Origin of the sequence: Oceanobacillus iheyensis HTE831 (genome assembly GCF_000011245.1) — a bacterium.
Lineage (GTDB): Bacteria > Bacillota > Bacilli > Bacillales > Amphibacillaceae > Oceanobacillus > Oceanobacillus iheyensis.
The window spans coordinates 1,188,323-1,214,372 of the sequence record NC_004193.1 but is presented as its reverse complement, the minus strand read 5'-3'; the positions used below and the strand labels follow the sequence as shown (position 1 = coordinate 1,214,372).

28 protein-coding genes are annotated in these 26,050 nt (G+C 34.3%); 11 read left to right on the top strand and 17 right to left on the bottom strand.

The annotated features are described in order from the left end of the window. Positions 1 to 35: 35 nt before the first annotated feature. Positions 36 to 533, top strand: a complete 498-nt coding sequence (locus OB_RS06140; protein WP_011065565.1) for an antibiotic biosynthesis monooxygenase family protein — start codon at positions 36 to 38, stop codon at positions 531 to 533. A gap of 196 nt (positions 534 to 729) precedes the next feature. Here the strand turns inward: OB_RS06140 and OB_RS06135 are convergent, their stop codons facing one another. The 6 genes from OB_RS06135 to OB_RS06110 all read right to left on the bottom strand — a co-directional run bounded on the left by OB_RS06135 (position 730) and on the right by OB_RS06110 (position 4,917). Then, positions 730 to 1,200, bottom strand: a complete 471-nt coding sequence (locus OB_RS06135; protein ID WP_011065564.1) for a thioredoxin family protein — start codon at positions 1,198 to 1,200, stop codon at positions 730 to 732. Beyond that, on the bottom strand, positions 1,201 to 1,638 hold the full coding sequence (locus OB_RS06130; protein ID WP_011065563.1) for a disulfide oxidoreductase: 438 nt from the start codon (positions 1,636 to 1,638) through the stop codon (positions 1,201 to 1,203). 99 nt (positions 1,639 to 1,737) lie between these two features. Next, the gene (locus tag OB_RS06125) at positions 1,738 to 2,367 is read right to left on the bottom strand and encodes a response regulator (protein ID WP_011065562.1); all 630 of its coding nucleotides are present in this window, start codon (positions 2,365 to 2,367) and stop codon (positions 1,738 to 1,740) included. Further along, positions 2,364 to 3,434, bottom strand: a complete 1,071-nt coding sequence (locus OB_RS06120) for a sensor histidine kinase (RefSeq protein ID WP_011065561.1) — start codon at positions 3,432 to 3,434, stop codon at positions 2,364 to 2,366. Before OB_RS06120 ends, OB_RS06125 begins: the two co-directional genes overlap by 4 nt. A gap of 11 nt (positions 3,435 to 3,445) precedes the next feature. Further along, positions 3,446 to 4,180 carry a cell wall-active antibiotics response protein LiaF gene (gene liaF / locus OB_RS06115; protein ID WP_041544114.1) on the bottom strand — a complete coding sequence of 245 codons (735 nt, stop codon included), beginning with the start codon at positions 4,178 to 4,180 and terminating at the stop codon, positions 3,446 to 3,448. Between the two features lie 83 nt (positions 4,181 to 4,263). Next, complete coding sequence (locus OB_RS06110; protein ID WP_011065559.1) at positions 4,264 to 4,917, bottom strand: phosphatase PAP2 family protein; 654 nt, start codon at positions 4,915 to 4,917, stop codon at positions 4,264 to 4,266. Between the two features lie 112 nt (positions 4,918 to 5,029). On the opposite strand from OB_RS06110, the gene OB_RS06105 reads away from it, so the two are divergent. After that, entirely contained in the window at positions 5,030 to 5,464 is a 435-nt protein-coding gene (locus OB_RS06105; protein WP_011065558.1) for a ferritin-like domain-containing protein, read from the top strand. Between the two features lie 427 nt (positions 5,465 to 5,891). After that, positions 5,892 to 7,094: a M20 metallopeptidase family protein gene (locus OB_RS06100; protein WP_011065557.1), complete on the top strand. Its 1,203-nt coding sequence runs from the start codon at positions 5,892 to 5,894 to the stop codon at positions 7,092 to 7,094. Between the two features lie 136 nt (positions 7,095 to 7,230). Here OB_RS06100 and OB_RS06095 read toward each other — a convergent pair whose 3' ends face one another. Both OB_RS06095 and OB_RS06090 read right to left on the bottom strand, forming a co-directional pair. Then, positions 7,231 to 8,460, bottom strand: a complete 1,230-nt coding sequence (locus OB_RS06095; RefSeq protein WP_011065556.1) for an ABC transporter permease — start codon at positions 8,458 to 8,460, stop codon at positions 7,231 to 7,233. Then, positions 8,453 to 9,196, bottom strand: a complete 744-nt coding sequence (locus tag OB_RS06090) for an ABC transporter ATP-binding protein (protein ID WP_011065555.1) — start codon at positions 9,194 to 9,196, stop codon at positions 8,453 to 8,455. Before OB_RS06090 ends, OB_RS06095 begins: the two co-directional genes overlap by 8 nt. Positions 9,197 to 9,716: 520 nt before the next feature. Here OB_RS06090 and OB_RS06085 point away from each other — a divergent pair. From OB_RS06085 to OB_RS06060, 6 genes are all read left to right on the top strand, one after another. Then, positions 9,717 to 10,145 (top strand): HIT family protein, encoded by a 429-nt coding sequence (locus OB_RS06085; protein ID WP_011065554.1) that lies wholly within the window; start codon positions 9,717 to 9,719, stop codon positions 10,143 to 10,145. A 410-nt stretch (positions 10,146 to 10,555) separates the two neighbouring features. Then, the gene (locus tag OB_RS06080) at positions 10,556 to 11,077 is read left to right on the top strand and encodes a tryptophan transporter (protein WP_011065553.1); all 522 of its coding nucleotides are present in this window, start codon (positions 10,556 to 10,558) and stop codon (positions 11,075 to 11,077) included. A 257-nt stretch (positions 11,078 to 11,334) separates the two neighbouring features. Continuing rightward, positions 11,335 to 11,697, top strand: a complete 363-nt coding sequence (locus OB_RS06075; protein ID WP_011065552.1) for a YtxH domain-containing protein — start codon at positions 11,335 to 11,337, stop codon at positions 11,695 to 11,697. A gap of 210 nt (positions 11,698 to 11,907) precedes the next feature. Further along, the gene (locus OB_RS06070) at positions 11,908 to 12,456 is read left to right on the top strand and encodes a DUF3267 domain-containing protein (RefSeq protein WP_011065551.1); all 549 of its coding nucleotides are present in this window, start codon (positions 11,908 to 11,910) and stop codon (positions 12,454 to 12,456) included. 99 nt (positions 12,457 to 12,555) lie between these two features. Beyond that, positions 12,556 to 12,741 (top strand): hypothetical protein, encoded by a 186-nt coding sequence (locus OB_RS06065; protein WP_041544113.1) that lies wholly within the window; start codon positions 12,556 to 12,558, stop codon positions 12,739 to 12,741. A gap of 112 nt (positions 12,742 to 12,853) precedes the next feature. Continuing rightward, the gene (locus OB_RS06060; RefSeq protein ID WP_011065549.1) at positions 12,854 to 13,753 is read left to right on the top strand and encodes a peptidylprolyl isomerase; all 900 of its coding nucleotides are present in this window, start codon (positions 12,854 to 12,856) and stop codon (positions 13,751 to 13,753) included. Between the two features lie 306 nt (positions 13,754 to 14,059). On the opposite strand, the gene OB_RS06055 is transcribed toward OB_RS06060, so the two are convergent. The 7 genes from OB_RS06055 to OB_RS06025 form a co-directional block, all read right to left on the bottom strand. Then, the gene (locus OB_RS06055; RefSeq protein ID WP_011065548.1) at positions 14,060 to 14,254 is read right to left on the bottom strand and encodes a sporulation YhaL family protein; all 195 of its coding nucleotides are present in this window, start codon (positions 14,252 to 14,254) and stop codon (positions 14,060 to 14,062) included. Between the two features lie 62 nt (positions 14,255 to 14,316). Then, complete coding sequence (gene yhaM / locus OB_RS06050; RefSeq protein ID WP_011065547.1) at positions 14,317 to 15,270, bottom strand: 3'-5' exoribonuclease YhaM; 954 nt, start codon at positions 15,268 to 15,270, stop codon at positions 14,317 to 14,319. A 14-nt stretch (positions 15,271 to 15,284) separates the two neighbouring features. Beyond that, a complete protein-coding gene (locus OB_RS06045; protein WP_011065546.1) occupies positions 15,285 to 18,221 on the bottom strand; it encodes an ATP-binding protein in 2,937 nt (978 codons plus the stop codon). A gap of 4 nt (positions 18,222 to 18,225) precedes the next feature. Continuing rightward, positions 18,226 to 19,434: a metallophosphoesterase family protein gene (locus OB_RS06040; RefSeq protein WP_011065545.1), complete on the bottom strand. Its 1,209-nt coding sequence runs from the start codon at positions 19,432 to 19,434 to the stop codon at positions 18,226 to 18,228. A gap of 125 nt (positions 19,435 to 19,559) precedes the next feature. Further along, a complete protein-coding gene (gene copZ / locus OB_RS06035; RefSeq protein ID WP_041544112.1) occupies positions 19,560 to 19,787 on the bottom strand; it encodes a copper chaperone CopZ in 228 nt (75 codons plus the stop codon). A 4-nt stretch (positions 19,788 to 19,791) separates the two neighbouring features. Beyond that, on the bottom strand, positions 19,792 to 22,167 hold the full coding sequence (locus OB_RS06030; protein WP_011065543.1) for a heavy metal translocating P-type ATPase: 2,376 nt from the start codon (positions 22,165 to 22,167) through the stop codon (positions 19,792 to 19,794). Between the two features lie 12 nt (positions 22,168 to 22,179). After that, positions 22,180 to 22,479 (bottom strand): metal-sensing transcriptional repressor, encoded by a 300-nt coding sequence (locus OB_RS06025; protein WP_011065542.1) that lies wholly within the window; start codon positions 22,477 to 22,479, stop codon positions 22,180 to 22,182. Between the two features lie 160 nt (positions 22,480 to 22,639). Here OB_RS06025 and OB_RS06020 point away from each other — a divergent pair, with 160 nt between their 5' ends. Next, positions 22,640 to 23,251: a YdhK family protein gene (locus tag OB_RS06020; protein WP_011065541.1), complete on the top strand. Its 612-nt coding sequence runs from the start codon at positions 22,640 to 22,642 to the stop codon at positions 23,249 to 23,251. A 165-nt stretch (positions 23,252 to 23,416) separates the two neighbouring features. Here OB_RS06020 and OB_RS06015 read toward each other — a convergent pair whose 3' ends face one another. Beyond that, a complete protein-coding gene (locus tag OB_RS06015; protein WP_011065540.1) occupies positions 23,417 to 24,682 on the bottom strand; it encodes an ABC transporter permease in 1,266 nt (421 codons plus the stop codon). Next, on the bottom strand, positions 24,675 to 25,574 hold the full coding sequence (locus OB_RS06010) for an ABC transporter ATP-binding protein (protein ID WP_011065539.1): 900 nt from the start codon (positions 25,572 to 25,574) through the stop codon (positions 24,675 to 24,677). Before OB_RS06010 ends, OB_RS06015 begins: the two co-directional genes overlap by 8 nt. A 227-nt stretch (positions 25,575 to 25,801) precedes the next feature. On the opposite strand from OB_RS06010, the gene OB_RS06005 reads away from it, so the two are divergent. Continuing rightward, positions 25,802 to 25,987 carry a YhzD family protein gene (locus OB_RS06005; protein ID WP_011065538.1) on the top strand — a complete coding sequence of 62 codons (186 nt, stop codon included), beginning with the start codon at positions 25,802 to 25,804 and terminating at the stop codon, positions 25,985 to 25,987. Positions 25,988 to 26,050 lie beyond the last annotated feature (63 nt).

Here is a 26,050-nt window from a genome sequence, read left to right as displayed (position 1 = left end):
TATGTATTATAATACGAATAAAGGGGGAGTTTCATATGAAGGCCTATATGACTAGCGGAACAATAGATTACTTACTAAAGATACAGGAGAAATATAAATCAATTGATTTCTTTTTTATTATTAGTAGTGAAGGCGCAATCGCATTTTATGAAAGCACTGATGACAAGGTATTTGCTTCCGGAAGAGAATATGAAGTACTAAAATCTATAGGTAATATACAAGAGCATGGTTATGTCATTATGAATCATATCCCTGTATCAGAAGATAGCCATGCTACTTTTGAATATCGAATGAAACATAGTAGTAGTGGTATCGAAAAAATGCCCGGATTCCAAGCAATGCGACTATTAAAACAAACGGATAGTAATATGTATGTTGTCTTCACTCAATGGGCATCAAAGGATGACTTTAATAATTGGAAAGAATCCGATCATTTTAAACAAGCACATAAAGATCAGCAAGCTAAAAAACCTGGATATATTATGGAACGACCATTTATCATTACAGGCACCATGTACGAAGAAGATAATTAAATCGGAAAATCAATAAAAAAGACGCAATCCTCGTTTAGCAGCATTATATAGAGCACTTAAATGTTCGCCATACGTGGCTGGTTCGATTATTTAGTTATTCTAAGTACACACATTTCTTTTGCAATTAAAAAACATACTACGATTTAGCGGGAAAAACCATTTAGAAATGGATTTCCCCGTTTGTCATAGTATGTTTTTAATTTACATATTCTTCGAAGAATGCTTGATATTCCTCTTCTGGTTTTTGTCCAATGAGCCTTGCAACTTCTTCCCCATCTTCATAATGTACTAATGTTGGAGTAGAATCTACAGAAAAAGTTCCCCAAGCCGCATCAAATTCATACAAGTTTAATTTCTTCATATCTACATCCATATCTTCTGCTAAAGGCACCAAATAAGGAGTTGTATTTTGACAATATACACAAACGGGACTGTAGAAATACACTGTTACTGATTCCCCGTCTTCTATTTGTTGACTTAGATCATCCGGCATTATTTGATTTTGATAAAGTGGATCATCTAATTGATCGATCGTTTCTTGTTCTAAATCTTTATCACCATACGGGCTATCTTGTGTAGCTTGATCATTTTTATAATTTACTACAAATATTAGCGCCACAAATAATAACACGATGACACTAATGATAATAATCATCTTTTTACCCATTTACGCTTTCCTCCCTTGTTCTCTTAAAATCAAAAGATGCAATACAAATATGATTAGAAATGCGACTCCTGCCATAAAAGGAATACTAATAAAACCAAAGTAATTTACGTAAATCACGTTACATGGAACACTGCCACTGCATGCTCCTCCGACTTCTTGAAAAATGGAGACATGCTGGACTAAGTAATGATATGTAGATACAAGCAATCCGATTCCGCTCATGAATAGACCTGGCAAAGCAAACGATATGTCTTTTTTAATCGCTGCTACCCCATATATCAAAACAAGCGGATACATTAATATCCGTTGATACCAGCATAATTCACAAGGGACATAGTTCATTACTTCAGAATAAAATAAGCTTCCGGCCAATGCCAAAAAGGCTTGAACCCAAATAAGCAGTAATAAATTCTCTGCTTTTTTTGTTAGTTTCTTCATAAATGCCTTGTCCTCTCTTTTGAAGTACAGTTGTATTATACAGAAACCGAACATGGAAATACAATTAGTTAGACTTATTTGACAAAAATTTGAAACAAATTATTTTAATAATTTGTTTCGGTGAACATAGACAGCTGCCTGTGTTCTGTCATGTACATCTAATTTCGAAAGGATATTGCTAACATGGGTTTTTACTGTTTTCACACCAATATACAGTTTTTCACCTATTTCTTGGTTCGTTAGCCCTTCTCCAATACATAGAAGCACTTCTCTTTCCCTCTCTGTTAAGTCATCATGTAATTTCTTCTTCTGTGATTGAAAATTAGTCATCATTTTACTCGCCACTTTTGGTTCAATTACATTTTCTCCTGACGCAGCTTTCTTAATAGCATTGGCAATTTCATTTGCTGTTGAAGTCTTTAAAATATAACTGAACGCTCCTGCTTCAATAGCTGGAAAGACTTTCTCATCATCATAAAAACTAGTTAATATGATTACTTTACAATCTGGATAATCATTAATTATCAATTTTGTTGCTTCAATACCCGTTCCATTTTCCATAATTAAATCCATTAAGACTACATCTGGTTTTTCTTTTAAAACAATTTCAACTCCTTCAAAACCACTAGAAGCCTGGCCAACAATTTCTATCCCCTCTTCCGTTTGCAAATAAGCTACAATCCCTTTTCGAACAACATCATGGTCATCAATAACTACGACACGAATCATGTTCTTCTCCTCCATTCTTCTTCATATGGTATTCTAATTTGGATATAAGTGCCTTCATCTACATTTGATCGGACAGTAAATGTTCCACCAATTTCTTCACTACGCTCTTTCATTGTTTTTAATCCATAAGAAGTCTTTTTCCCACTAGTCCCTGTCATATCAAATCCTTCACCATTATCTTCAATTAAAATAAAGATTTCTTCTGATTTTTTCGAAATTTCCACATATACCTCGGTTGCGTTTGCATGCCTTAGAATATTAGATAATGATTCTGGTACTATTCGAAAAATATGTTCTTCAATCGTTTCTTGCATTTCAAGTTGATCATCAAATTTGAGTGTAAACTGTAGATTGCTTTTTTGCTTCAATTCATTAATTAATTTATGTAACCCTTCAATTAAAGATTCACCACTTAGATATACTGGGCGTAAATGTAATAATAATGCTCTCATTTCTGTTTGTGCTTGATGAGCAGATTGAGAGACTTCTAGCATTTGAGCTTTAGCTAATTCTGGTTTTAAATCTAATTGTTTTATAGCCGCTTCGGATAACATTGCAAGTGCGAATAATTCTTGACTTACCGCATCATGTAAATCCCTTGCAATTCGCTGGCGTTCTTCAATCACAGCTGTTTTATGTGCTGACTTCGCTAATTCTGATTTTTCATCCGCCATTTTTTGTAATGATTTCACTTGATCTTGTAATTTTTTCCCTAATTCATTTAAAGAATTAGATGCTCTATGAATCTCATCATCTTCATTATCCAGTAGTTGAATAGATGACTGATAATTTCCGTTTGCATATTGTTTGATTAGTAATGTAATAGCATCAAAACTAGTCTTTAAATAATTGCCATTACCATTAAACCCAGCGTAAAACGCTAATGGAAAACCGATAACAAAATGTGAAATAATAAAGAGAAAGACACTTTCCGTTGTTAACCATTCCGGTTCAAATAAAACATGAACCGATAACAATAAGGAAAGTAAGATAACAGAAGAAAGGAATAGTACAAAAATATGGGAACGAATAAATATGAATCGAATTCCTTTTAATCGATTATGCATCTGGATCCCCCTTATATTCTTTCCACACGTATAGATCCTGCTTTTAAACGAATAAACAAGTCTACTTTTTTACTCGCATTTGGATAATTTTCTGATTCATAACTTATATTTCTATTGATTCCATCAGCTATATCATTTAATACGATAATTTCTCCTGCATTGATAGCGGCATCGACTCGGAAATCAATGTGCTCTGGTAGTAATACCGTCACATCCCCTGCTAAAGAACGAATAGCAATTGGCGTTGTTTTATCGGGAATATATGCTTTCGTCAAATCCAAATAAAAATCGCCAGCTAAATTCCTTAGATTTAAAGGCTCCAAATTCCACTCCTGTTTTTGTTGATAATCTCCTATAGAAAAGTGAGAACTACCTTTCGTATATGTTGCTCCCCCTAAATACTGATTCCACCCTCCCTGCCTCGTATTTATAATGGATACTCCGAGATAGACGATAAACAATGGCCATAATTGGAAAACATCCCAAAAACCAAACGAAATATATTGAAATCTATCAAGTAAAAGCAATGTTCCGAAAATAATAAGGAATGATGAAAACATCCAGCCTCCACCTTTTTTCCTTAAATATTTCCACAAGCTAACAAGACCATAGACAATAAAGAATAAAGGATACATATATCCCCATGCATTACTAATTTTAATATCATATAGTCCTACGTTGTTCAATACAAGCAATATTCCAAACGCGATTAAAACCATTGCGAATAGAAACTTTAAAAAACGCATTACTTGTTCTCCTCTCCTAATCCTAGTAGAAAACGATGTTCGTGATTTTAAGTATAATTTGTAATGCATGATATATAAACCTTCTAAGGATTGCTTTTTTCTCCGTCTCTAGTAGGAGAATACTCAAATTTCTTATCGATATAAATACTTCCCATTAATAACAAGAAGCCTAAAGTAAAGCCAGCTACAACATCAGTTAAATAATGAACATTAATTACATATCTACTTAGACCTATCAGCAGTACGAGTATTCCACACGTACTTTGAAATGCAAATTTTGCAGTACTGGATGGTAATTTTCTCCCGATAAAGTAAGCGACTAACCCATAACAAACCATCGGAATCATCGAATGACCAGACGGAAAACTATACCCTTCTGCATGAGCGTCCACCGAGATGCTTGGTCTTTCTCTTGTCGTAACCATTTTAATCGCAACATTTAAAGCATGCGTTAAAACAATACTACTTACAAACAGGAGAGCTGGAAACCAATGTTTATATAAAAGTAATAAAACAATCACCATGACAACGACAAACGGAATAAGAAATGTACTAGAACCTAGTTCAGTTATTTTTCTAAATACATCAAAAATAGCCGTATTGCTTAATTTTTCTACCAAATCCCTCGTTGGGCGATCTATTAAAGGAACAATACCTATTTTTACTTGTATCGACCAAATTCCAATAATCACAAGTATTAAAGTTAAAAAAATTATACCTATCTTTTTGTTACGCATTCTTTCACTCCTTCTATTTACATCATACCTTAAGAAAAGGTTTTAAAAAAATCTAAAAGGGAACTTCACTTATACATAACACATAACTCTTAAATAGATTGGAGACTTGATAATGGATAAAGAAGTTCAAGAGCTTATTGATGGATTAAATGAAGATTTAGCAAATGAATACGCTGCCGCAATTCAGTATACGTATAGCGCTTCTGTAGTCACAGGATTATATCGATCAGCCTTAAAACCCTTTTTTGAATCCGAAATTAACGATGAACTCGGTCATGCCTTATATCTCTCTGAAAAAATAAAAACGTTAGGTGGAACACCTACCACAACTGCTGCGTCCATACCACAACCCACTGAAGTTGCAGATTTATTAAAAGCAGCGCTCCAATCAGAGACAGATACTATTAAACGTTACGAAAAACGTAAACAACAAGCAGAGAAATTAAAATTTACTGAGCTTGTCGTTAAATTAGATGACCTTATTTCTGATGAAACACATCATAAGGAAGAAATTGAACGACTTTTAGAAGACCCTAGAATTTCCTAAACGCTGTAACCTCCCTTCAATATAGAATGATGGATGTTTGTCATCCTAATGAGGTTGGGACAAAAGTATTCATGCAAAAGATAAATCCGAAAGTTTAGCTTTGGAAACCCGCTTCAGAAATATACTGCGCTTATCCAATGGCGTCTGTTGAGCCTCCGGATGCTCCGCATTTCCGGGGTCTCAACGATGCCTTCCTCCCACGGGAGCCTTCGTATATTTCTTACGCTTATTCGAGCTTTCATTCGTCTTTTGACTAGAATTTTTTGTTATCCCAGCCTCATTCTTTTGATTAAGTTAACTGTACAACCAATTTTATTTGCCTTCGTCATCATCCACGCAATTAAAAATTCCAATAATTATATTTAAACAAATTATATGAATAATGTTATAATACATAGTTAACTAACATAAAAAGGGGCTGACATCATTGTTAACAAGGATTTTTGATACAATTGATAACCATTTTGATGAAATGGTAGAAATAAGAAGGTATTTACATCAGTATCCTGAACTATCTTTTGAGGAAACAAAAACAGCAGCTTATATTGCAAATTATTATGAAGAATTAGGTATTCCGTACGAAACCAATATTGGTGGCAATGGTGTGCTAGCTACATTAAAAGGAAAAAAACCAGGTAAAACAATCGCATTACGAGCGGATTTTGATGGATTGCCAATCCAAGATGAAAAAAATGTTCCCTACAAGTCCAAAGTCCCTGGTGTTATGCATGCATGCGGACACGATGGTCATACAGCAACACTTCTAGTACTTGCCAAAGTTATGCAGCAACATCAAGAAGAAATCGAAGGCACAATTGTCTTCTTACACCAACATGCAGAAGAATATGCTCCTGGAGGCGCAAAGCCGATCATTGAATCAGGGGCAATTGATCATGTTGATGCTGTGTTTGGCACTCATTTATGGGCGACAATTCCTTTAGGAGTATTACATACGTCTACAAGTGCTATGATGGCAGGTGCAGACCGTTACGAAATCACGATCCAAGGTAAAGGTGGACACGGTGCATATCCACATGAAACAAAAGACGCGATAGTATTGGGAGCAGATATCATTACAAAATTCCAACAAATCGTAAGTAGAAGATTAGACCCTCTTAGCACGGCAGTAGTCACTACTGGTATTTTTGAAGCTGGAAGTGCCTTCAATATTATTGCTGATCAGGCTAAACTTGTAGGAACTGTTCGTCACTTTGATAGTGGGGTTCAAGAAAAAATAATCCAAGAGATGGAACGCATTCTAAAAGGAGAATGTGATACAAATGAGGCAAGCTACGAATTTAATTATGTAAAAGGTTATCCGCCATTGATAAATCATAAGGAACAGGCAGAAACTATACTTAAAGCTAGTAAAAATATAAAAGAAATACACACCGCAGAAGAAGCACCTCCAGTTATGGGCGGCGAAGACTTTGCTTATTACCTTCATCATAAACCTGGAGCTTACTTTTTCACTGGAGCGAATTTAGAGGGAAATCCTTATCCTCATCATCACCCCAAATTCGATATCGATGAAAAAGCGTTGCCTACTGCTGCAAAGACGTTAATCAGTGTATATATGCAATATCAAGAAGAAACTAGAGATAATCAACAAGAAACAAATACACATTAAAAGTAGAGAACATTCTTAGCTTTATAAGTAATCTCTTCTGTTTTTTTTGTAATAACTCAGGATGTTTCTCTTCTCTAAACAAAAAACCAAAGGATGCTAAACATTTAATCATTAGCGTCCTTTGGTTTTGTTTAAATTATATATTAGAAGTTTGTTGAAATTTACTCCGTATATACCCTTGCGTAAAGATAATGGTAAAAGTCACACCAACTATCAACATGATTACAAATCCAAGCCAATCGCCTAGAAATAAAAATAAAAGAGAAAATAAAACGGATTGTATTACTCCCAGCTGTCTAATAATAGAGAGTACTGCATCTCTTTTCAAAGGCTCTGGAACAGGATATATATCTAACCATATATTTGTACGGTGATGTTGATATAGTGACATCATTTGGAAAGTACTCAAATATAAAAATAATAAACCAAATAATATTTTCATCCAACTATTAGGCATGATCCAAATAAAGATACCACCTATGATAACGAGACGTATATACATACCTACATAATCGCCACTTCGAACATATGAAATACGATATAAATAAGCATAAGTAGCTTCTTTAGAGAAAGGTATTCCCTTCACGATTAGAGTTACTAACCAACTTCTTCGTTTAACCCTATTTTTCAAATGAGGAACCTCAGCAAACATATTTGCTATTCGATAAAAGGATTGCATACGATTATTATCTTTCTCAATGAGAACATCCCATAGTATCCCTGCCTGTTTACTGGAGTACCAAAAATCATAAATCAATACAACGATGAACAAACTAACTGTAATAACAGTCATTAGCATATTGCCAACTATCATAAAATAGAAAATCACTACATTTAAAATTGTTCTCGTTAATAAATCTATACGACGTATACTTGGTTCTCGAACTCTTAGCATCCACCAATTTGCTAATAAATTGGCAACTTTCCACAGAAGAAGCATTGCAAGTGTAGTAAAATACATACTCCCTTCTCTCTCGGGAAATGTCGCAAAATAAAGTGGTGCAAGGGCAGCAGCAAACAACAGAACTAAATACAATTGAATAACGAAGCTATAAATTAGACTATTGCGAAAGTAATTCTTCATTTGCTTTTCTGCTGGTATTAAGAAAACTAAATCAGGCTCTTGAAGCAATGTTCGAATCGGACTATAACTAACAATTAACCCAAAAACAATTCCAATTATAATTGCTGTTGGAAAATTTGCTGGTAAGTTCGCTAACCATTGTTGATAATAATAAGCAGTTGCAGATATAAAGAAAAACATCGCAAAAGCAATATGCCCATTAAATATATAGCGCAAATAACGACTTAGATTTTTTATATGGGAAGATAATCGTTTTTTATAAAACAGATGTGAGTCAAACATGGTTATCTTCCTTTGTTAGTTGTACATATAAATCATCTAGGGAAGCCTCTGGCATATTAAAGCTCGAACGTAATTCATCCAATGTTCCCAGAGCGCGCAACTTACCATCATGTAAAATTACAAACCGATCACAATATTTTTCTGCAGTTGCTAATATGTGCGTGGACATTAACACCCCAGCTCCTTGTTCCTTCATCTGCTCCATCATTTTCAAGTATGACTGTATACCTAGCGGATCAAGACCAACAAAAGGCTCGTCCACTATATAAAGTGGTGGTTCAATTAAAAATGCGCACATAATCATCACTTTTTGACGCATACCTTTTGAGAAATGCACTGGAAACCAATGAAGTTTCTTTTCCATACGAAACTCTTTTAATAAAGGTTCCAACCTTCTCTCAAACACTTGTTCATCAATATTATAAGCCATTGCAGTTAAACGCAAATGTTCATATAAAGTCATTTCATCATATAAAATAGGCATTTCGGGAATATAAGCTAATTGATTCCGATATCCGTCCGGATTTTCATGAAAGGTTTTGTCTTGTATAAAGACGTCACCTTTTTTTGGCTGCATTAATCCAATAATATGTTTAATCGTTGTACTTTTACCGGCTCCATTCAAACCAATTAATCCAACAATTTCACCACTATTAACGTTAAATGAAACGCCTTGTAAAACATTTTTGTGCGTATATCCTCCATATAAATCTTTAATATGTAATAAGGTGCTCACCCTTTTCCCTCCTCTATACTTAACACGATTTTATCATTATTGTATGTCAATGCCAAAGCCAATCGTTCTACAATTACCCAAATTAATTTATATATTTATGTATAATATCGTAGAAAAAGCTCAAAATACAAAGGAAGAAAATAAGAAACTCACTTCCAATAACCTATAAACGCAAATGAGGTGTCAACGATCGAAAACCTAATTTAGTTATGTAATAATAACACATGACAATTGTTAGTAATCGATAATTGCTCTAAATTTCGATAGGATGGTGTTTCTGTTGGACAAATGATAATCCTTATACGAATCACTTCATCTGAATGTAATCGGTAAGGAAATGTAAGTTATGTATATAATTTACGACCAACGTTAGTATACAGAAATGAATTGAAAATGTGTTTCTTATTTCTTCACTAAGACTATTTGTCACATTGAATTATGTGGCAAATAGTCTACTTTTATTACTTTACTTTTACATACAAGCCTCTATACAATATAGAAAAAGGAGGTTATTTTTCATATGTCACATGAAGATTGCATTTTTTGTAAAATTATCCAAGGAGATATCCCTTCTGCAAAGGTCTATGAAGATGAACATGTATATGCCTTTTTAGATATTAGCCAAGTAACCAAGGGCCATACATTGATCATTCCAAAAGAACATACGAAAAATATTTATGAAACTTCTCCGGAGGTTGCAAAAGAATTGTTCGCACGTGTACCAATTATTGCTAATGCCATAAAGAAGTCTTATAACCCCTTAGGTATGAATGTATTAAACAATAACGAATCAGCCGCAGAACAATCTGTGTTCCATTTGCATTTACATCTCATACCTCGATATGGAGAGGGAGATGGCTATTCTCCTAACTGGACTGTACACACCGATGACTATAACTCAAATGAATTACAAGAGGTAGCTAGTACTATTAACGAGAATATTAACTAAGTTAAGAGGTTGTGACATAACAAAAAATTCTGGTTAAAAGACGAATGAAAGCTCGAATAAGCGTAAGAAATATACGGAGACGCTTTGAAAATAAAAATCAATTTTCTGCGTGTGATGTAATGCTGTCGAAGCCTTCCTTGCCCCGTGGGAGGAAGGCTTCGTTGATACCCTGAAATGCGAAGCATCCGGAGGGTCAACAGACATCGTTAGATTAGCGCAGTATATCTCTGAAGCGATTTTCCAAAGCTAAACATTCGGATTTATCTTTTGCATGAATTCTTTTACCGTTTTTATATCAAAACTTTGTTATGTTACACCTTCTTTGTTACACTATCATTATTCTTCGCAACTGACGATGAGCGTACAGTTGGAGGATTTTAAGCAGAGAATAGATGAGGAGAGATTGACAAATGAATACAAGAATATTAATGGTGCTTGCATTATTAGTAAGTATTGGAGCAGTATTGCACACTGTGGCTCCACCTATGTTATTTGGAGTTAAACCAGATATGTTACTAGCGATGATGTTTTTAGGTATTGTTTTATTCCCTAAAGTCAACTATGTACTGATATTATCATTCGTTACTGGATTTATATCCGCTTTAACTACAGCAGCTCCAGGTGGACAAATTGCAAATATCATTGATAAGCCAATAACAGCACTTATCTTCTTAAGTTTGTTTTTATTACTAAAAAATAATGTTCGAACAACAATTGTTGCTCCAATATTAACTGCAGTAGGTACAATAATTAGCGGTACTATTTTCTTAAGTGTTACATTATTTCTTATTGGACTAATGGAAGGTGGATTTTTTGCATTATTTGCTTCCATTGTTTTACCAGCAACGATAATTAACACTGTAATAATGATCATTATTTATCCAATTATACGAACGATTTTAAAACGCTCTGGAAATGTATCACTCACATAATCAAGTTTCGGCTTAACAGGTAGTAAGTGAGGTTATCAAGATATTAGCGTCCGTTAGCACATTTTTACGGACTAGAAGGCCAAGCAAATTGTCTTCTTCTTTTTTAGAAGAGGACTTTTTTCTTATTGATGGCGGAATCTTTCTTCCTTCTTTATAATAGAGAATAAGTAGTATAATTAATTTTCTATTTAACCATGTTTAACACATATGTAAAAAGAGGAAATGGTATACTAGAGATAGGAAAGGAGTGCGTTTCCATGTCAAAAGGAAAATCAGTAGTATTAGGCTTCCTCGTAGGTGCTTCAGTCAGTGCTGGGGTAACATTACTTAGCACCCCAGAGTCAGGTCGACAATTAAGAAATCGTGTAAAAGATCAAAGTATGGAACTTGGGAACTTACTTTATAGCTTAAAAGAAGAAAGTTTAAAACTTAAAAATCAATTGTTGCGTACCTCTAAAGAAGGAGCAGTCCTTGTTCGTGAACTAACAGAGGAAATGAGAAAATCAGTAGAGGATTGGAGAGATACCGTCGAACCACATCAAGAAAATATACACCAATCCTTAGAACAAATCGAATCAAGTATTAAGGAACTGGAATCAAAATTAAACAGTTCTAATTAATATAACTGCTCGAGATATACGTGTAGTTTAAGTCTACAAGCGATTTTATGTAATCACTAAAAAATAGAAGCTTTTGATTCACTTGTCAGTCAAAATATGACGAAGTGGACCAAAAGCTTTTTTCTTTAAAATAACTATTGATTTTTCTACATAAACGTACTATGATTCTCTCAGTGTTATTTCAAGTTTTTAAGATTTGTAGGTGATAAGATGAATTGCTTAAAAACAATTTATTTAACTAGAGAGTTTGGAAAAGTAAGGCTCCAATTTATAGCATTATTTATTAGTTTACTTGTATTTATAATTTCATATGTACCTTTATCATTTGTACACGGAGCTTACCAAAATAGTGAAAAAGCAATTTTCCCATTTATAATCGCTATAATCAGTATGCCTATACTGCATTCTTTGGTTATGGTCTTAAGCTTAAGTATTCTAAAGAAATCAACGAAAATACCTTTTAAATTAACTGGTTTAAAATTTCCTGCATGGTTTTGTTTTAAAGGCGTACAATTAACGAAACCAGAAGCTATTGTAACTGGTATGATGCCAACAATAATTTTGACTTTGCCTGGATTTTTAATTAGTAGTCAACTCGCTGATTACTATCTATATACACTTCTTTGGTCGAGCATTCATTTAGGTATGACCGTTACTAATTTTATATATCTATTTTATATATTCAAAGCCCCTAAAGAGGTTTATATTCATCATTTATCAGAAGGATTTGAATTACTTTTAAAACAAAAAGAATATTAGTGTTATTATCTTTGTCCCCCTGTTCAACAAGCCTTGTTTTTGGTAGAGTAAAGAGTGCATAACCTTTTTGAACAGGGTAAGAAAGGAGAGTCAAAAGCAATGGTTATATTCTATATGGTATTTGCTTTTATCGTACTCATTATCTTTAATTCTTTAACCAATGCATTTTGTATCAAGATGGAGCTATCACAAAAGAAACAACTAAAAGTATATCGAGTTATAAATATGATTATGGTAGCCCTACTTGTGTGCTCCTACCTACGAGTATTGAATGTGACAGTTTAATGGGATTTTATAGGTATTTTTACAAATTCTATTTTTTTCCTGAAAAAGTATGATATATTAATGATTGTAAAAACTAATCGCAAAATAGTACAGAGTAGGAGTGTTTTGAAGTATGAAGAAATGGACCATAGCAGCGTCACTTTCAATCGGCGTACTCGCATTATCTGCATGTAATTCAGACGATGAAATCGTTGCTGAAACGGAAGCAGGAAATATTACAAAAGAAGAGTTTTACGAAGAATTAAAAGATGTGAATGGCGAATCCACATTGCAACAACTTGTAACTGTAAAAGTTTTAGAAGACAATTATGAAGTAACTGACGAAGAATTAGAAGAAGAGATCTCCACAATGAAGGAAGGATTTCCTAGTGAGGAAGATTTCAATACGACGGTAGAGCAACAATTTGGCGGTGAGGAACAACTTCGTGAAATAATGTACGTTAGTATGTTACAAGAAAAAGCAGCTGCTGAAGACGTTGAAATTACGGAAGAAGATTTACAAGAGTTATATGAACGTAAAAATACAGAAATTCAAGCACAACATATTCTTTTAGAAAATGAAGAAGATGTTGCTGAAGTTCAACAAAAAATTGAAGACGGTGAAGACTTCGGTGAACTAGCACAAGAATATTCTACTGACACAGGATCCGCAGAGAATGGTGGAGACCTTGGGTACTTTAGTGCCGGAAGTATGGTTCCAGAATTTGAAGAAGCAGCATTCTCATTAGAAGCAGGAGAAATTAGCGATCCAGTGCAGAGTACTCATGGAACACATATTATTAAAGTAAATGATGTACGTGAAAAAGAAGAATCAATCGGTGAATTTGAAGATGTAAAAAAAGAACTTGAGCGTGAAATCTTACTTAATCGTGTAGATCAAACACAAATCCAGGAAAAAATAAATAAATTAATCCAAGATGCTGGTGTTCAAATTAATGTAGAAGGCATGGAAGATTTATTTGAAGCAGAAGAAACGGAAGAAAATACAACTGAAGAAGATGCACAAGGTTAAAGAACAAAAGCGCAAGCGCTCGTTTAGAAACGTAGCGAGTGGAGCGAATCAACTGAGATAAAGGAATCACGGTGAGGCGACAAACCGATGATGACTTTCGCCACAAGGGTATAAGTGCGACTTAGCCTCACAAAGAACATTCGGCAGTCTTCTTGATCGTAGGGCGATTTCGTGAAGTTGCCTAGTTTCTGGGCGCTGAAGCTGGACGTGGCTATTTCTTTTTACGAAAATATAAAGTCCGAATTCTTATACTTTTACCTAAGAACTAAAGCGCAAGCGCCTATTCAAATGGAATAGGCGCTTTGTTTATTGCATATCTCCGTTATGATCTCTCTGACGCTTTATTCTTTCCTCGCGAATACGTTCCATGTATATTTTTCCTTCTCTTTCAATAAATTGTTGATCCAATTTTCGTTCTGCCAGCATAGCACGTAATGCCATATATCCGCTGAAGAAAATTAATAAGATGACTGCTATAACCCAAATAGGAATTGACTCCATCTATTTTTCCTCCTTGTCCAAACCTTAATACTATATATATGAACGAGGAAAGAAAAAATAACCTATCCTTCATTTTCTTCAAAATTTGGTTTGTAAAAAGCACGATTATCCATAGCGAAAAGCCTCTCCGTAAATTCTCCTGGTTGAATTTTTTCCAATGCCCTACCTAACATATTCATTTTTGCATCTATTAAATCAATTAAATGTAGTAGTTCTGCTTCACGGACTAATGGTGGTGTAGGGCTCCCCCACTCTGCTTTTCCGTGATGACTTAAAACGAGATGTTTTAAAATAAGTACCTCTTCACCTTCGATTTGTAACTCATTAGCCATTAAGCCAATTTCTTCAACCATCATCGGTATATGTCCGAGCATTTTTCCTTCTAACGTATAGGTAGTAGAAACAACACCAGAAAGCTCTTTAATCTTACCAATATCATGCAGTATAATTCCTGCATATAATAAGTCTCTATTGATTTCTGGATAAAGCTTATGCAATTCTTTACCAATAGCTAACATACTAACCACATGATATGCTAGTCCGGACGCAAATTCATGATGATTTTTGGTAGCTGCTGGATAGGTTAGTAACTCTTCCTGATATTTCTTTATAAAAGCACGAACTAGACGTTGAATTTTAGGATTCTCCATCTCAAAAATAGCCTCAGTCAGCTTTTCTGCCAATTCTTCCTTTTCCATAGGTGCTTTACCTAAAAAGTCTGTTACTTGAACGTTATCCATTGGTTGTGAAAGACGGATAGATAATATTTTTAATTGATGCTTGCCCCTAAATTGGTTAATTTCACCTGTGACTTGAATTATTTGCTCTGGAATCAGTGTTTCTTCATCATCTTTCGTTGCATCCCAAAGTTTTGCTTCTATTTCACCACTAGCATCACGAAGTATTAAGGTTAGAAATGGTTTTCCATTACTAGTAGTACCCCTTGTAGACTCTTTAATTAAAAGAAATCCATCAAATTCTTCTCCAATCGTGCGAAATGCAATACCATTTTTCATCTAATCTCCCCCTACTATAATTGCAATACTTCCCCTTCTACTAGCTGCATAATTTCTTCTTTACATGTAAATAAAATCACTTGTTGATTTTCAGCAGTACGACGTAGAATTTTTATAACTCGTTCCATTCGTTTCGTATCAAAATGTACCAAGGCATCATCAATTAGGAAAGGCAATAAATATTGTTGACTCATGATTTTACTAATTGCTAATCGTAACGAAATATAGAGTTGGTCAATTGTTCCTTGTGATAATTCCTTCACATGAAATATTCTTTGCTCATTCGTTTCGACAATAAATCCTTGATTTTTTATTGGTGGGTATATTTTAACATAACGTTGATCGGTTAAAGTACTAAAATATATATTTGCTTCTTGTATAACACTTGTCAAATATTGATCTCGATAGTTTTTCTTTGCTTCTGTTAAATAAGATTTCGCAACTTTTCGGATTGCCCATTGTCGAAACAAAGCATTTAGCTTTTCTTTTTCTAATTCTACTTGATGAGTCTTTTTTGACAGTTCATTGGAGCCTTCTAATGAATTAATGATAGCTTGTTCTTCTGCAAGGTTATTTCGAATATCCTCTACTTCTTCTTCTAGCTCTTTTAAGGTAGTATTTTGTTGTTCTTGCATTTTCATATAATATTCATTTGATTCTAATTGCTTAAGATAAGATGCAAACCCATCTGGAAAAATATTGATCAGTTGATTTTGCAATTCTATATTTCTTTCTTTTAATGCCGTTTCCTCTTTATACAATGTAGCATTCTGATAGAAGGTTTCTTCATCTTCCGCCTTTGCCTGTATTAATAATTTATCAATAGATTCTTGATAAACCGAAATAGATTCTTCAAGCTGTTGCTCAAGATTTCTTTCTTCCTGCCAAAGTGTTCTATAATGTTGATATTCTTGAAGGGTCCGATCGTTCTTTTCTTTTATTGCTGCTAATTGTGTTAGGACATTTTCAGGATCAAATAAATCTAACTGCTTATCATTATTTAGAGCCCATTGTTCACATTGATTCATGTAATTATCTACTTTCGTTGATTCTAGCAGATATAATTGTTCATCTTCATTCAATTGTTCATTTAATTGAATGAACCGTTGCAAATGATGATATAAATCTGGCCAATAGTCAACTTCAATCGAAATTAGAAAAGGGTATTCGGTAACTTGTTCTTGCTTCTGTCTATCTACATGTTCTAACCTCTCAAAAATAGTCGTCTGTTTCCTTTTCCATTCCATCCAGGCAAACTCATTGTCCTGTATCTTTTTATTAAATTGTTCGCTTTCTTTTTGTAAGTTTTCTTGCTCTTCTAATATACTTATTGCCTCATGGTACTCCTCTAGTGTCACATCAACAAGAGCAGTATCGTCAGGGCCATTGGCTTCTGACATATCTTCCACCATATCAATCGTTTGCTGATTTATACGTCGTATACTATAACCAAAACCAATAACGATTATGGACAATACAGCTAACCAAAACTCAGTAATAACAAATGAAGTTATCATAAATATACTTGCTATAATAATTGAACTATATAATATACGTTTGTTAAGATTCTTTTTATGTTGACCTGTCTGTTGCCACTTTTGATACATTTTTTGATTTTCAGCTTGTAAAACTTTATTAGTTTGGTAAGCATCAATCCGTTGCTTTAATTCGTCTACATGCGCTTCATGTAACAATTGATTTTCTATATTTCTTTGTTTACCTTTTAAAAACTCGTTTTCTTCCATTAGCTGACTTTTTTGTTCTTCCGACTGTTGTTTTTCATAAGATAACTTTTCTGCATCTGCCCTAATTTTCCCCCAATGTTTCTCTATATAAAAGGGCAATGTTAATTTATCTAGCTCAGATATAGAAATATTTACATGTAATTGTTGAAACTCCTCATCTAATCTTGTTTTCTGTTTTGAAATGAGCTTAGATAATCTCTTCCTCTCTTCAACAGCAAATTGAACTTCACTATATTTATCCAATAACTCATTTAATGATTCTTCCGTTGAGTCTGATAATAAAAGGTCTTTCGCTTCTAGCATCTTATCGTGATATTTTACAACGTTATTTTCTCGTGTACTTTTTTCACTTCGAAGCGGTAGAATATGCTCTCTATATTGGTCCATTCTCTCTACACCATGTTCAGGAAAGTCCTCTATATGATTTGAATTATGTAATTGATGTTGAATTGATCTAACTTCTCTCAACAAAGGTAAGGCTTGTATGAATGTATCAAGTTTCCTGCTTTCTTGACGCAGCTTAACAAGTTCTTCCTGAACAGTGTAATAACGTTCTTGTAGATATTGCTTATGTTCGACTTTATTATTGTAAGTACTTTCACTCTTTCTCAATTCAGCTAATTCTTTAGATTGCTGTTGAATTAAGGTTAATTGTTCGTTTATCTCAGGCTTTCTGCCAGAAGGCTTGTACAAACTTCCTATTTCTTGATGCAGACGCTTCTCTGCGTCATAAATAATAGAAGAACCTGTCAATCCTATACTCAGCAATATTTCATTAAGTTCATCCTCTTGCATCATTCGAATATGAGCTAGATCAGTATCCGAAAAAGAAAAAATAGATTGATATGTATCAATTCCTATTCCATTTAGAAGTTTGTTTAACCATTCTTCGTCCTTTACAGATCCATCTTCTAGAATACAGCTTGCTTTCCCTTTGCTCTCATCATCTATACGTTCAATGATGATACGATGATGCTCTGGTGTCATTATGACCATTCGGCCACCCATCTTACTACTATTCTTTGGTTGATAGAATCTTCGTTGTTTTGGGGGCATGCCAAAAAGCATAAATATAATAAATTGTTGTAATGTTGATTTTCCAGATTCATTTTCCCCATAGATTGTTGTGATTTTAGAAGATGAGAAGGTGAATTGTTGATCAACCCATTGTCCAAACCCATAGATAATAATATCCGTAATTCGCATAATCTCATCCTCTCCGAAATACGTCTTGTAAGAATTGATCTGCTTCTTGCTTTATTTCTTCTATCTCTGATTCTGATAACGTATTAATATATTTTCTAGCTTGTTTGTTTTGATATAATTCATCTACAATTGGTTGAATAGGTACTTCTTCTATTTGTTTGTTTATCATCGCAAAGAAGGGACTATTTTCTTCAAATTCAAGACGTTTCGGAATTTGAATCGAGGTACGATATATATAAATCCATGGAGATTGAGTGATAGTTATTTCATTTATTATATCTATCCACTCTTCAATGCGTGATCGTTCCCAGCTTTCGTATTGTTGTTCACTCAACTTTATAATTAATTCAATTAATCCTGGATTCTTTAATTGAGGAAGGGATTGTAAAACAAGTGATTCGATATTATGTAGAAATTCAACTCCAGACAAATCTAATTCTACTTGTTCGAACCGTATTGATTCTAATGGTATAAATTGTTTTTGAACTTCAAACTCGTTCATTTCAACGAAAAAGCATCCTTTTTCACCTATTTCCTTCCGATGACGACCTTGTATATTTCCTGGGTAGATAATTGGTGGAGCGTCAGATAGTACTTCTCTTTTATGAATATGGCCAAGTGCCCAATAATCCATGTGGGTATTTTTTAATTCTTCTATATGAAACGGTGCATACATATCATGTTCGGTATTCGTAGTTATACTTCCATGCAATAATCCAATATGATAGGGTATTTGTTCATTTTTCCTTTGATAATCTAATACCTTGGAGTCATGAACCGCTCTACTTTCATAACTAAATCCATAAATATGGGCTAAAGTTTCTTTGTTTTTATTAAATGGAAAGTAAGACACCTTCTCACTTGTAAACATATGAACATTACTAGGAAATTGTACAGATAAGGAACGTTCATTCAAATAATCATGATTTCCATAGGAAAGGAATACTTGAATATGATATTCTTTAAGCTTTTGAAAAGCATTTCTAAGTCGCACTTGTGCTTTTAAGCTTTGATTATCGTTATCATATAAATCCCCTACTAATAATAAAAAGTCAACTTTATGAATAATCGCCTGTTCGATTAAATTATCTAATGTCGTAAATGTACTTTCTTGAATTTCTTGAAAAATTTCTTCAGGTATATTCTGCAGTCCTTTAAAGGGACTATCTAAATGTAGGTCTGCCGCATGAATAAATGATATCGACTCTGGCATTTTACTCCACTCCTCCCCTTACAACTTATTCTACCAAACAGTAAAACAGAATGCACGTTCTGTTTATACCGCAATGAAATACCCCTTAAACATTTTATAGTTCAAGGGGTTAAATCACAACTGTATTATGAAGCTACGATATCATATCCTTGCTCTTCAACTGTATCTTCTAACAGTTCGGTTGTAACTTTATTATCATCAAAAGAAACATTAACTTCTCCTGTAGAAAGATTTACGCTCACTTCTGACACACCCTCTACGCTATTTAGGGCGCCTTCCACGGATTGTTTACAATGTCCACATGACATGCCTTGTACTAGTAATGTTTTATTCACAATAATACTCCCTTTCATGTTATTAAACCTTTAGTTTTTTTAGTCTTAATGAATTTGTAACGACACTTACGGAACTTAAAGCCATCGCAGCCCCAGCAATCCAAGGAGCTAATAATCCAATTGCTGCAATTGGTACTCCAGCAGTATTGTAACCAAAAGCCCAGAATAGATTTTGCTTTATATTTTTAATCGTTGCTTGACTAATCTTAATAGCTTTTGATACAAGGAGAAGATCTCCTCCTAAAATCGTAATATCAGCTGCCTCAATTGCGATTTCAGTACCAGTTCCAATCGCAATTCCGATATCTGCCACAGCAAGAGCAGGGGCATCATTAATTCCATCTCCAACCATTGCGACTGCAGTTCCATCTTTTTGCAACGCTTTTATATTTTCGGCTTTCTCTTCAGGTAATACTTCAGCAATAATATGATCTATTCCAGCTAATCGTCCAATAGCTTTCGCAGTTCGTTCATTATCACCTGTTAACATAACTACTTGTATATTCATATCTTTTAATTGGTTTATAGCTTCCTTGGCATTTTCTTTAATCGTATCAGCAACAGCGACAGTACCTCGGATTTTCCCGTCGATTGCAATTAACATAGCAGTTTTTCCTTCATTTTCTAGTTCTAATAAATGTTCTTCTTCTTTTCTGCTATCTACCTTATATTCTTTCATTAATTGACGATTTCCGACAATAATATGCTTATTATCTATCTTTGCAGTTATACCACGACCTGGAATAGCTTCAAAATCAGTTGTTGATAATAAATCCAGTTGTTTTTCCTCCGCATGTTGTGTAATTGCTTCGGCAAGAGGATGTTCTGACCCTTTTTCTGCACTTGCTAATAATAATAGCGTCTCATCGTCTCCATTAAAATCAGTTACGACTGGTTTGCCATTGGTTATAGTCCCAGTTTTATCAAATACTACGGATTGAATTTTGTACGCTTGCTCTATGTGCTCTCCACCTTTGAAAAGAATTCCACTCTCTGCTGCACGTCCAGTACCCACCATAATTGAAGTTGGTGTTGCCAAACCTAATGCACAGGGACAAGCAATTACTAATACTGCAATGGACGCTACTAAAGCAGGTTCCACTTGATTTGGTTGCACAAATAGAAACCAGACAAAGAAGGTTAAGATTGCTATCATGACAATGACTGGAACAAAGTATCCTGAAATAACATCCGCTAATCGTTGTATTGGCGCTTTCGATCCTTGAGCATCCTCCACAGCTTTCACAATAGATGATAATGCAGTCTCCGTACCTACTCTAGATGCTTCCATTTCAATTGAACCATTTTTATTTATTGTTGAACCTATCACTTCTGAGTCCAAATTTTTTTCTACAGGTATAGACTCCCCAGTAATCATCGACTCATCAACGGAGGTTCTTCCTTGTTTTACGATACCGTCTACTGGTATTTTTTCTCCTGGTTTTACAATTAATCGATCTCCAACAACCACTTCTTCTAGAGGAATTAGAAGTTCCGTTCCTTTACGTAATACTCTGGCCTCTTTGGCTTGTAGATTTAATAGCTTTGTAATAGCAGTTGTAGTTTGTCCTTTTGCACGTGCTTCGAGGTACTTACCAAACAATACGAGTGTAATAATAATTGCACTTGTCTCGTAATAAAGATGTGGGTGATAAGCAGAATTATTAATCGTTAATAATCCTTCGTACAGACTATAAAAGTAAGCTGCACTAGTGCCAACTGCAACTAATACGTCCATATTTGCAGTTTTATTACGCAAATTCTTAAATGCTCCAACGTAGAACTGCCACCCGACCCAAAATTGAATCGGTGTTGCTACTACCAATTGGAACCATGGATTCATTAAAAAAGCAGGAATTTCAAAATTAAAAAGATGTACCAGCATAGTTAGTAGTAATGGAAAAGATAATACTGCTGAAATTATTAATTTTCGCTTCGTTCTTGCTATCTGTTTTTGTTTTATATTTTCCTTATTCTCACTTCTAGGAGTTGCCTCGTATCCTATTTTCTTTATTTTGTTCAATAGATCAGATTCCAATATCAAATCTGGATAATAATAAATAGATCCCGTTTCCGTAGTAAGATTTACCGTTGCGTCTTTTACACCATCCATTTTGTTTAATACTTTTTCTATTCGATTGGAACAAGCGGCACATGTCATACCGCTAATGTCTAAATCAACCTTCTCTATTTGAATGCCATACCCAATTTTTTCTATTTTTTTGGTTAAATCATCATTCGTAAATTTGGAATCATCGTATCGAATTGATGCTTTCTCGGTAGTTAGATTCACATTAGCTTCTACCCCATCCATACGATTTAATACTTTTTCTATACGGTTGGAGCAAGCGGCACATGTCATACCGGTAATATGATATGTTGACTGTTTATTAGCCATTAGACCCACTCCTTACTTCGTAAACTGCTTTAACACACTCATTACTTCTTCAATTGCTTCATTACCTTCACCAGATTTCACCGCATCACTTACACAATGCTTCATATGCCTCTCTGTGATTTCAAAGCCTACTTTTTTTAATGCAGCTTGAATGGCACTAATCTGAACGAGTATATCTACACAATAACGATCCTCTTCTACCATCATTTGTATTCCTCTTACTTGTCCTTCTATACGTTTCAAACGGTTTGTTACCGCTTGTTTTTCTGCATTGGATCTTGGATGATTTGTATGATCTTGCAATGAATCCATTTTAATCACTCCTTCATTGTTCTAGTAATACTATACCCCCCTAATGTATCTATGTCAATATATTCGCTTAGTTATTATCTATTATTTTCCATCCTTTGCGTTTATCATGCATCAATTGCGTGAATAATACTTGTACAACTGGTGAAAGGAGCTTATAACTATGACAAAAAGATTTGGATACTTCGTTGGGGTATTTGTGTTACTGATGGGATTATATGCATGCACTAACGAAAACAATATGGATGAAAACGAAGAAAGAAACATGCTTCCGGATAATGAACAAGTGCCTGAAGGAGACCTCGAAGAAGAAAATAAAAGTGAACATGAACATTCGGATCATGATGAGAGCGGTGAAATCCCTGAAGGTTTAATAGAAGCAGAGGATCCAACCTATGCTGCGGGAGATGAAATAACAATCACCGCATCACATATGCCCGGTATGGAAGGAGCTTCCGGAACAATTGTTGGTGCTTACGATACTACTGCTTACATGGTTAGTTATCAACCAACAGATGGCGGTGAAATGGTTGAAGATCACAAATGGATAATCCAAGAAGAAATTGACAATGCAAATAAAAATCCTTATCAATCTGGAGATGAAGTAACTATTAATGCTGCTCATATGGAAGGTATGGATGGTGCAACAGCAACCATTGAAGACGGCACCGAAACAACCGTATATATGATTGACTATGTAACCGAATCGGGTGAAGAAGTTAAAAACCATAAATGGGTTACCGAAGAAGAACTTGAGCCTAATGATAGTGAGTAGTAACCAATCATAAATTTGTCTAAAGGTTAATACTCTCTAGAAATGCGTCCTTTGATGTATATCAAGGCGAATTTCACTATAGCGAAACTGAGGGCAAAATCAACTATTTAATGATTTTGCCCTCTCCCTTTGTTTTATCTATACATTTTTTAAAAGTGAATAAAATTACTTTTCTTTTTTAGAAAGTTTCATCGCTTTTTTAAAATCTTTCAAAGATCCCGACTTTCCGTACATCAATACCCCGCCACTGTATACCTTTGCACCAATATAAGCTAATAAAGCAATTGTCCCTATCAGTAAACCGAAAGATAATACAATTTCCCACACAGGTACATTAAGCATACCAACTCTTAAGAACATAATCATTGGCGCAAAAAACGGAATAAATGATGTAACCGTAATTAGTGTAGATTCAGGTGCATTTAATCCAAACATTGCAATAAAGAATGCAATCATTACTAGCATTATCATCGGCATAATGAGTTGATTTACATCTTCAATACGGCTAACTAATGAACCTAACATTGCAGCTAATGTAGCATATAGGAAATAACCCAAAAGGAAAAATACGACTGCATAAATATAAATAGATACGTCATTGTTCGTTAAGCCCATATATTCAAAGAATTCTCCGCCAATTTCATCCATCTTCGAACGAATCATGAAATACCCTACTCCTAAGAATAGAAGTACTTGCGTTAAACCGAGCAATGCAACTCCGAAGATCTTAGCAAACATATGTGTAATAGGCGATGCACTTGATACTAATATTTCCATGACCTTTGAAGATTTTTCAATGGCTACATCGGTTGCAATCATCTGTCCATAAATGATAACTGCCATATATAGTACGAATAACATAACATATACAATACCACGTGCTTGACTCATTTCTTCCGAAGTTCTTGCTGTTTCATCTAGTTGTGTAGATTCAAATGGTACTGGAGCGTAAATCATTTCTAATGTTTCTTGATCTATCCCTGACTGCTGTGTACCAATCGCTATCTTTAATTGCTGTAGTTGGTTTTGTAAAAATAATTGTTCCCCACTATCCGAAATTCGATTTGCATAATAAGTACCTGTAGGTAAATTATTCTCATCCGTTTCAATTACAAGAAGACCCTCGTATTCCTCATCCTGAACAGCCTGCTTCACATCTTCCTCTGATTCATCTACGGGCACAATTTCTAATTGTTGTTCATTCGCAGCAGCTAAGTTTTCATCTAATAAGTCAAAATAATTCCCAGATTCATCAATTACAGCTATCTGCTCTGCACGCTCTTCTCCATCATCAGAAAAAGTATCTATAATTGTTGGTAAATTAGCCAAACCTATAATTACTAACAACGTAATGGCAGTACTAATTATAAATGATTTTGATTTTACTTTTGATAAGTATGTATGAGATAAGATAATCCAAAATTTATTCATAAGAAGCACCTACCTTTGCAATAAAGATATCATTTAACGAGGGTTCTTCCAGTTCAAACTTACGGATAAACCCTTTGCCTTGGAGTGATTCAAATATCTGTTGTGCCACTTCTTCACTTTCAATTTGAAGCTTGCATCCATCATTTAGCGCTTTGTAAGAGGAAACTCCTGAATATGTCCGTAAGAATTCAAACGAAACATCTCCGCGAATATGCAAATTCTTCTTCCCATATGTTTTTTTAATTTCTTGTAATGAACCATGAACAATGGGAGTCCCTTTTTGTAAAATGCAAACATGCTGACATAATTCTTCTACATGTTCCATTCGATGTGAAGAAAAAACAATAGACGTTCCTTTGTCTCTTAGCTCGATTACCGCTTCTTTTAACATTTCTACATTTACAGGATCAAGACCTGAGAAAGGTTCATCCAAAATTAATAGTTGAGGGCGATGAATAACCGCTGATATAAACTGAATTTTTTGTTGATTTCCTTTAGATAATTCTTCTACTTTTTTATTTAAATATTCTGGTACACGAAACCGCTCTAACCACTTTATTAATTCTTCTTCAATTTGATTTTTTTTCATTCCTCTTAATTTTCCTAGATAAATGATTTGCTCTCTTACTGTTAATTTGGGATATAAACCTCTCTCCTCTGGCAAATAACCAATTAGATGGCTTTTCTCATATGAAATTGACTCCCCTTTCCATGTAATGTCTCCTTCAGTAATGTCTAATAAACCAAGAATCATACGAAATGTAGTTGTTTTGCCTGCTCCATTTCCTCCCAGAAAACCAAACATTTCCTTCTCGGGAATTTCCAAAGAAAGATTATTCACAGCAGTATGAGTGTCAAATCGTTTTGTAACATTATTTAATTTTAGAGCCATAGTCATATTACCTCCTTCTTTATATTATATGAACTATATCTATCCCAATTAAAGTCTATATAAAGTCCTATTTAATTACAATACTTTTCAAAACTTATACTCTCCAAGTCCCTCTTTTTGAATAGGTTTATTGCTTTAAAGAGGGAGAATTATGTAGTAAGATAAATTGCCAGAAAATACTGTATTGCTTTATAATAATATCTATAGTATATAAGGGGGATTGGGGTATGAGAACCTATGCATTAACGGTTTTTTCAAAGACGGGGGAAAAGTTATTGGATACATCATTCACTGCAGAGAATGATGCGTCCGCAAAAGAAATTGGACAAGCACAGCTTGAAGAAGAAGGATATACGGAGCATACACATCGCTGCGTCAGTCCAGATGCAAAATTAGTATTATTCCATCGGTAGATACACAGCTACATTTGCTCAAAAAAAGGGTGCTATCTACCAAGTTTGGTAATAGCACTCTTA